The 271-nt window shown below is 39.9% G+C and carries 1 pseudogene; it reads right to left on the reverse strand.

Annotation, left to right across the window (positions count from 1 at the left end):
- A pseudogene (locus C1E99_RS00190) lies at positions 1-271 on the reverse strand (heme ABC transporter ATP-binding protein); the annotation flags it as partial.

Consider the following 271-nt stretch of genomic DNA (forward strand, 5'->3'; position numbering starts at 1 on the left):
TTCAACTTTCTCTGTTTTAAAGGAAACGGAACGTCCAACCATCCACTCAGCCAAATCTTGGTTTGTTGCTCCTTCAACGGCAACTGTTTCGATTGATTTACCTCGACGAATAACTGTTACACTATCGGCAACTGCACGAATTTCATCCAATTTGTGCGTAATCAAAATAATAGATTTACCTTCTTCAACCAAGGCTTTCATAATTTTCAAGAGCTCTGCAATTTCCGCAGGGGTCAATACAGCTGTCGGCTCATCAAAAATTAAAAGGTCT

The organism is Streptococcus suis (genome assembly GCF_002964045.1).
GTDB lineage: Bacteria > Bacillota > Bacilli > Lactobacillales > Streptococcaceae > Streptococcus > Streptococcus suis_U.